The following is a 7,175-nucleotide window of genomic DNA, read 5'->3' as shown; positions in this document are numbered from 1 at the left end:
TTCAGCGGCGCGGCCATGCAGAAAGACGGCGGCAAGCGCCGCTTCAAAAGGCGGCATGCGTTGCGCGATCAGCGCGCCAATCAGGCCGCTGAGCACATCGCCGCTGCCGCCGGTCGCCAGTCCGGCATGGCCGGTTGGATTGACCGCCAGATGTCCATCCGGCGCTGCAATCACGGTGCCCGACCCTTTTAGGACAACAATACCACTGTATTGCGCGGCGAGCGCGCGGGCCGCGGCCAGACGGTCATGCTGGACCGCATTGGCATCGCAGCGCAGCAGCCGCGCCGCTTCAAGCGGGTGTGGGGTCAGTACGGCCGCGTCTGGATGCTGCGCAACGCGCGCGGCGAGGTCTTCGCGTTGCGCGATCAGATTGAGCGCGTCCGCATCGATCACTGTTGGCGCGCCTTGCGCGAGCGCATCCGCGCATGCGGCGCGGGCGCGCGCATCCCGGCCCATACCGCAGCCGATCACCCATACGTCTACATCGGAAGCATCGAATGTATGGAGATTGCCGAGCATCAGTTCCGGATAGAGCGGGTCGTATGCAGGACCCGCGTCTGCCATGAGCGCAACGCGGACTTTGCCCGCGCCGGCAAAAAGCGCGGCGCGCGCGGCGAGCATTGGTGCGCCCATCATGCCGGTATGACCGCCCAGCACGGTCACATTGCCATAATCTCCTTTATGTGCAGCGTGCGGACGCGCGGGAAGGCGTAACTTGAAGAGGTCGGGCGCATTCAGCCAGAGCTTGTGCTTAGAATGCTCCAAGTCTACATCATCTACGTCAAGGCCCAGCGGCGCGAGCCAGATTTCACCCGCATAATCGCGGCCATCGGCAGTGTACAGACCGGCTTTGACGCCGATAAAAGTGAGCGTATGCGTGGCTTTGACGGCGCTGCCGTTCTTGACCCGCGCGCCCGTGTCACTATTCAGCCCGCTTGGGAGATCGAGCGCCAGCACCGGGCTGCCGGATTCCGTGCGCCGGGACAGCCGCCGGGCAAGTTCCGCATAGATACCGTCGAGCGGCCGGGTCAGACCGATGCCAAACAGCCCATCAATCGCCCATTGGTATTTTCTGACATCCTGATCGGGTAATGTATCCGTAATGCAGACGCCTGCCGCGCGGGCGATGTCCAGCGCATGACAGGCGTCTTTGGCGTTCACGCGGGCGGGCATACAGACTTCTACAGAAACCCCTTGCTGATGTAATTCAGTGGCGGCGGCGAGCGCATCGCCGCCATTATTGCCGGGGCCGGCGGCAATCCAGGTACGGTGCGCCGCGCAGTCTGCGCCGCGCTGACGGATGAATGCGGCAGTCGCTTTGCCTGCGCGCATCATCAGCGTATCAGGCGGCAATGTCCGTGCGGCGTCGGCTTCCAGCGCGCGCAGTTGAGCCACGGTATAAAGGGGCAGGGTGTGCGCTGCGGATGCAATGAATACGTCAGCAGTCATAAAAAAATAGCGGCTGTGCTTGAAAAAATGTCTGAAACGCCTAAACTTTCCTTCATGGCGGTCAGGTCACTACTTTCTGTCTGAGCAGGCCGGATCATGTTTTTTAAGAGCCTGTTCGCGATCCGTGACGAGCGCCTGGAAGCCTTGGAGGACGGAGCGCAGGAACCGGAGCATATTTGATATATGTGAGGATTCCGCGCCGTCCGACGCAGGCTCACGGGCGCGCAGAAAGAATCGTGCGCAGGCTCTAAGGACTGCCATTTGATCTAGGCTGAAATGAATACCCATCCAAAGGAGAGTGCATTATGGCAACTACAAAAGCAAGCGCGCAGCATCAATCGGAAGGACACAGCCCCAGAGGGTTTGGCGCGATGGATCCGGAGCGGCAGCGGGCAATTTCCGCCGCCGGGGGGCGCGCTGCGCATGAGAAAGGGACAGCGCATGAATTTGATTCTGAACAGGCGCGCGAAGCCGGACGCAAAGGCGGTCAGCATAGTCATGGCGGACATGCTAGCCGCGCACAGCATGCAGAAGCTGGCCGCCAGAGCCATAAAAATCAGTAATCCGGCGGATGCGCGTTACTGAACGTCAACAGTGTTTCGTAAGTCAATCCATATAAGGGCCAACTTAGGTTGGCCTTTTTTGAAGTCTGCTCAGAACCTGTTTACGATCTGAACAGGCTTTTAGTCTGAAAGAGATATGAAAGCACCGTATTTGAATCCATGCGATCAAACTGGAAGCGTGAGCGAATTGCCGGTCGCAAGCGGACAGTTGCCTTCCTATCAGCAATTGCTGGATATCGCGATTGATTTATCGTTTCCAGCGAGTGATCCGCCTGCGATATCCGCGTGCAGCCGCTGCGCGGATGAGCCTTTGACTTCCGCAGCCACAAAAACGGATCCATCGCTTAAAAGCGCAGCCGTCCAGCAACAGGAAGCGGTGAAGAAGAGGGCAGCAGATGGAGAACAAGGGGTGGACTGGGCGCTTAGACGCGCAGAGGTTGCACGAAAAGCATAGGGAATTCCAGTGCTTTGAATCCAGCCCAGCCGGTATGCGAATAAAATAAACAAAAAGAGTCCAATCGATAAACCCACCCGTGCCATCAGCGAGTAGACCATCCGTTTGGTTGCGCCCCGGTCGCGCATCATGAAGTACAGCGCGCACGCTAGACTGACGCCGATTAGGATAAAAACGGCTGCAATCAGAACAGTCATGATTTTCATGCTTAAAATCCGCTTCTGGCCTGCGTTAATCACCTGCGCTGCAACGCTCATTGCGATCGCGCTCGGTTTCTGGCAGCGGGATCGCACGCACCAGAAAGCGGCGCTTCAGAAGCGTCTGTTGCAGTATCAGAATGCTGCGCCGATACCGGTGACGGCCGCGCCGCTGCCGCTGCGCGACGTGGCGTACCATCGGGTGCGCGCGCGCGGGCGCTGGATGCCGGAGTATACGGTCTATCTGGATAACCGCCCGTATCATGATCAACCCGGCTTTTATGTGCTCATGGCGCTCGCGCTCAATCACGGTTCTTCTTATGCGCTGGTCAACCGCGGCTGGCTGCCGCGTCATGCAGCGCAGCGCGCCAGAATTCTTCCGTATCAGACGCCCGCGGGCGAAATTGAGATCAAAGGCATTGCGCGTCCGGATGCGGGGCGCGCATTCGAGCTAGGCGCGGGCGGCTCGGCGCCGCAGTTGCGTATCCGGCAGAATCTGGATATCGCAGCGTATCAAAAAGAAACCGGATTGTCATTGCAGCCGGTCGTCATCTGGCAAACTGGCAATGCCAATGATGGTTTAATCCGCGACTGGCCGCCTGCGACCGCGGGCATCGAACGCAATCTCGGCTATATGGTGCAGTGGTGGGGCATTGCGGTTGCAATTGCGCTCTGTGGATTGTATGGGGCGTACCGTGCCGCACGGTAGAGCCTTTCTTAATCGCGCTGCCACTGCGTCGCTTCGCGCTCGCCGTATTATTCATACTGTCTTCGCGCTTGCTCCTTGTTGCAACGCGATTAAGAAAGGCTCTAATGCGCACTGCAATCGCTGGATGCTTATATGGATCGCCCTGATTTGTGCAGCGCCCGTTATCGCCGCCTGCCTGGCGTATTACGTGTTCAAGCCTGCCAGGCGTGCAGTGAACTCCGGCATATTGATTGAACCGCAGCGGCCTGTTCCGCCCGATTTGAGGCTTTGGGAAGCAAAAGACGGAAAGATAGAGGAAGTGCCGCTCAGCGCTCTACGTGGCAAATGGCTGATGCTCTCAGCCGATGCAGGCGCATGCGCGCAGGACTGCGTCAAAAAGCTCTATTTCATGCGGCAAATTCGCGCAGCCCAAGGCAAGGAACGCGCGCGCGTGCTGACCATCTGGATTCGCGCCGATCATGCGCCCGCGCCGCCTGTGGTGCAACAAGCGTACCGCGGCACACGCTTTTTAATTGCAGATGCATCCGCGCGCGCCTTGCTTGTCCGGTGGCTGCCAGCACAAATAGATCAAACATACGCGGACGCCATTTACCTGATCGACCCGAAGGGGCATTTGATGATGCGTTTTTCAATGGAACTGACGCCCAACAGAATGCAAAAGGACGTGGCCCGTTTGCTGAAGTGGTCAGGGTCGGGTTAAAAGGGTTCTAATGCTCATTCTTCAACTCGGACTGATTGGCGCGGCGATTGCATTCTTGCCTTTGGCTTGGGTCTGGCTGCGCAGCGGCGCCGGCAAATTCGGCACACTGGTTTGGGTCGCGGCTTTTCTGACGCTGGATCTGATTCTGTTGGGGAGCTTCACAAGGCTGGCCGATGCCGGATTGGGTTGTCCAGACTGGCCTGGGTGTTATGGCACGGCCTCGCCTCTGCATGCGCATCAGGATATCCGCGCAGCGCAGGCGCTCTGGCCCAACGGGCCGGTAACGCTGATGAAAGCGTGGATTGAAATGCTCCACCGTTATCTGGCGCTGGCGCTGGGCGCGCTGCTGATTGTGATCACTGTGATCGCATGGCTTAAACACCGTCAACCGCGCATCTCGCCCGCCTGGCCATTTGTACTGCTGGCATTAATTGGCGTACAGGGCGCATTTGGCGCGTGGACGGTGACATTGAAATTGCAGCCCTTGATTGTCACCCTCCATTTACTGCTTGGCTTAACACTTTTTGGCGCGCTGGCGTGTTTTGCAATCGCCTGTACGCCGTTTACAGACCGTATTCCATTCCAGGCGCCGCGCGGGCAGCGGGCGACGCGCGCCGGGCTCGCGCTGCTCATCGTGCAAATTGCGCTTGGCGGCTGGATGAGCAGCAATTACGCGACGCTTGCGTGTCCAGACTTTCCAACCTGTCTCGGCGCGTGGCTGCCTGCAATGGATTTCAAACACGGTTTTCAACTGTGGCGCGCGCTCGGACGCACGGCCAACGGCGCTTATCTGACGCACGATGCACTCGTCGCAATTCACTGGACGCATCGCGCCTTTGCCTGCATCCTCGCCATTTATTTGATCTGGCTGGGTTTACGCCTGCGCCGGTGCCGGGCGCTGCGGCCTGAGGCAAACGGGTTGATGCTGGCGTTAGGCGCTCAATTTGCGACCGGTCTGGCGACGGTTGCGCTGAAATCTCCGTTGATGATTGCATGGCTGCATAGCGCGGGCAGCGCCGCGCTGCTTTGGCTGATGATCATGCTGAACACTCGCAGGCGTTTCGCACAGTCGCGCTGGCGTCGTTGCGCCTCCTTGCCGTACGAGTTGTACTGTCTGCGTCGGCGCGCCTTGCCAGCGCGACTGTGCGAAACGCCTAGAGCATTTTTCAGTCGATTTGCCCGAGGAGCGAGCGCGAAGACAGTATGAACAATACGGCGAGCGCGAAGCGACATAGGGAAAATCAGTGAAAAATGCTCTAGTGGAATCGCGGCTGTGCAGTCTCTACCTCTTCCGGCATGCCGGCATGAACAATTTCACCCAGAGGGTCAGCGTACAGAGGCGCGCCGCAGTCGTCGCAATATTCGGGTTCAAAACGATGCGGATGCCGCCGGATCTCGTGAATGCCCGTCTCTTTTAATAAATCAATAATGTTGACGTTCGAATGGCGTTCAGGCCCGTCTTCCATATTTGTATAAGATAAGTCAAAACTCGCCTCTTCTTCCCCATACAACGGCCAGACAATGCCATGCAGCACTTCAGCATTGCCGCGCCGGGTAAAGCCGATCCGGTACTCCTCTACATGGCGTTCGCCAAAACCGCCGATGACGGCGCGTAAATCTCCCGCATCGACGGCAAGCGCGTCCTGGAGATAGCGCACTGCGGTGCGCAGCACTGCGGTGCGAATACGGGTATCGGCGTTGCGGCATGCGCTGTAGTATGCATCGGGCAGTAAACATTCAAACTCACATCCAGGCAATGCGAGGGCAAGCGGCGCGCGCCCTTGCTCAGCCCATCGGGCCAGACAGGCGTCGCGTCCAGCGTGCGCGCCGCGCTCTTCCTGCCAGCGGAACAGCGCCATTCCGGCCGGCGCGGCTGCGACCGCAAGAAGGAAACGCGGATCGGCCAGCGCGGACGCCGCCTGCGGCAGATCGTCAGCCGCAATCTGCACCGGCGCGTTTGTGCAAGCCGACTGCCCCAATTGTTGCGCAAAGCGGTATACATTGACGTGGTCGTCCGGCAGTTGATCAATACTGTACAAACAGGGCGCAACCGCAACCTGCGTATTCTGCGCCAATACATATGCCTGAAGATGAGACCGCAAGGTCTGGGTCAAGTCCGGCTTTAACGCGCCGGATGGGATGGAATAACGGGTCCAGACCAGGATAGGCGCTGCAATCAGCACAGCGTCCCATGCGCTGCCCTCATGTTCAAACGTAAATGATTCGCTTTGCGCTTCGGCCAATTCAGCCAATACGCTACAGGCGCCTGGATGATTTTTTTGAAGCTGTTCAAGCGCGGCATCCAATACGCTCTGATGACCGTTGCGCAGCAGTTTGGGTAACAATGCCTCTATCCGGTTTTTCCAGAAGCGATCTTCAGTATGGCAGCGGGACGCAAAAAGCGCACAGGCGAGGCTGACCAGCTTTTTGGCATCCATTGGAAAATATTTGGACATTCGGGAACGCATGAAAAGATAGACGCTTAGATTGGATTCTGCGGCTTGCATTGTGTCACTTCGCGCTCGCGAAAGTAGCAATCTCGCTGAAAAATGCTCTAGCGCCGCTCCGCCGGCTGAACCGTTTCAATCTGACTCATTGGCGTATCCGGTATGAATGGCTTTGGCCTGCGCGTGCGCTGCGCCGCGCGCGGCGCATTCGGGAGAGTCGTCGCATCTTGGGCTAAAGCGCGCAGTTTCTCGGCGTCGGTATCCACCTGCACCAGTCTGGAAGCGTGATCGGCGGATGGCGAGGGATCGTTGAAAATCGCTTCAGCTTTTTCCTTGTTCAAGGTATTTTGTACGGTTTGACTCTCTGGCCGTAATTCCGGCGCCTGAGAAGCCGCGCTCCTGCGGCCGCGGCGGCGCCGTTTGTGCAACGTCTCCCGTCCCTCCGGAGCAGCGGCGGTTTGCGCTTCCAATCCATCTCCGGCATCTCCAGCCTCTTCCCGGACGGCTTGTTCTGAAAACGCGGGCTGCTTCTGGACGGATTGCACGCCGGATTGCGCGCGACGTGGCGCATCCAGCATTTGACGGGGGCGCGCCGTCCCTCCGGAAGAGGCCGCTGGACGACGGCGGCTATGGCGCGCGGCATTCCGGGTGCGTTG

The 7,175-nt window shown here is 58.8% G+C and carries 6 protein-coding genes and 2 pseudogenes; 4 read left to right on the top strand and 4 right to left on the bottom strand.

Annotated elements, in window-relative coordinates; all coding sequences use genetic code 11:
* A partial coding sequence (locus CAGGBEG34_RS08925) for a bifunctional ADP-dependent NAD(P)H-hydrate dehydratase/NAD(P)H-hydrate epimerase (protein WP_042688479.1) occupies positions 1-1,449 on the bottom strand: 1,449 nt, incomplete at its 3' end.
* 305 nt (positions 1,450-1,754) lie between these two features.
* Between CAGGBEG34_RS08925 and CAGGBEG34_RS08920 the strand changes: the two genes are divergently transcribed.
* On the top strand, positions 1,755-2,012 hold the full coding sequence (locus tag CAGGBEG34_RS08920) for a KGG domain-containing protein (RefSeq protein ID WP_006683318.1): 258 nt from the start codon (positions 1,755-1,757) through the stop codon (positions 2,010-2,012).
* Between the two features lie 453 nt (positions 2,013-2,465).
* Here CAGGBEG34_RS08920 and CAGGBEG34_RS11860 read toward each other — a convergent pair.
* Positions 2,466-2,663, bottom strand: a pseudogene (locus CAGGBEG34_RS11860) (twin transmembrane helix small protein); the annotation flags it as partial.
* 7 nt (positions 2,664-2,670) lie between these two features.
* Here CAGGBEG34_RS11860 and CAGGBEG34_RS08910 point away from each other — a divergent pair.
* The 3 genes from CAGGBEG34_RS08910 to CAGGBEG34_RS08900 all read left to right on the top strand — a co-directional run bounded on the left by CAGGBEG34_RS08910 (position 2,671) and on the right by CAGGBEG34_RS08900 (position 5,279).
* Positions 2,671-3,372: an SURF1 family protein gene (locus CAGGBEG34_RS08910; RefSeq protein ID WP_006683316.1), complete on the top strand. Its 702-nt coding sequence runs from the start codon at positions 2,671-2,673 to the stop codon at positions 3,370-3,372.
* A gap of 124 nt (positions 3,373-3,496) precedes the next feature.
* A complete protein-coding gene (locus tag CAGGBEG34_RS08905) occupies positions 3,497-4,072 on the top strand; it encodes an SCO family protein (RefSeq protein ID WP_006683315.1) in 576 nt (191 codons plus the stop codon).
* 10 nt (positions 4,073-4,082) lie between these two features.
* Complete coding sequence (locus CAGGBEG34_RS08900) at positions 4,083-5,279, top strand: COX15/CtaA family protein (protein ID WP_006683314.1); 1,197 nt, start codon at positions 4,083-4,085, stop codon at positions 5,277-5,279.
* A gap of 49 nt (positions 5,280-5,328) precedes the next feature.
* Here the strand turns inward: CAGGBEG34_RS08900 and CAGGBEG34_RS08895 are convergent, their stop codons facing one another.
* Entirely contained in the window at positions 5,329-6,540 is a 1,212-nt protein-coding gene (locus tag CAGGBEG34_RS08895; protein WP_042688480.1) for a DUF2863 family protein, read from the bottom strand.
* An 86-nt stretch (positions 6,541-6,626) separates the two neighbouring features.
* A pseudogene (locus CAGGBEG34_RS08890) lies at positions 6,627-7,175 on the bottom strand (hypothetical protein); the annotation flags it as partial.

The organism is Candidatus Glomeribacter gigasporarum BEG34 (genome assembly GCF_000227585.1).
In the GTDB taxonomy this organism is placed as follows: Bacteria; Pseudomonadota; Gammaproteobacteria; order Burkholderiales; family Burkholderiaceae; genus Glomeribacter; species Glomeribacter gigasporarum_B.
This window is presented reverse-complemented; position numbering and strand designations above follow the sequence as displayed.

Coding starts and splice junctions, on each gene's coding strand:
- CAGGBEG34_RS08920 (WP_006683318.1), top strand. CDS start 1,755: ATGGCAACTACAAAAGCAAGCGCGCAGCATCAATCGGAAGGACACAGC.
- CAGGBEG34_RS08910 (WP_006683316.1), top strand. CDS start 2,671: ATGCTTAAAATCCGCTTCTGGCCTGCGTTAATCACCTGCGCTGCAACG.
- CAGGBEG34_RS08905 (WP_006683315.1), top strand. CDS start 3,497: ATGCTTATATGGATCGCCCTGATTTGTGCAGCGCCCGTTATCGCCGCC.
- CAGGBEG34_RS08900 (WP_006683314.1), top strand. CDS start 4,083: ATGCTCATTCTTCAACTCGGACTGATTGGCGCGGCGATTGCATTCTTG.
- CAGGBEG34_RS08895 (WP_042688480.1), bottom strand. CDS start 6,540: ATGCGTTCCCGAATGTCCAAATATTTTCCAATGGATGCCAAAAAGCTG.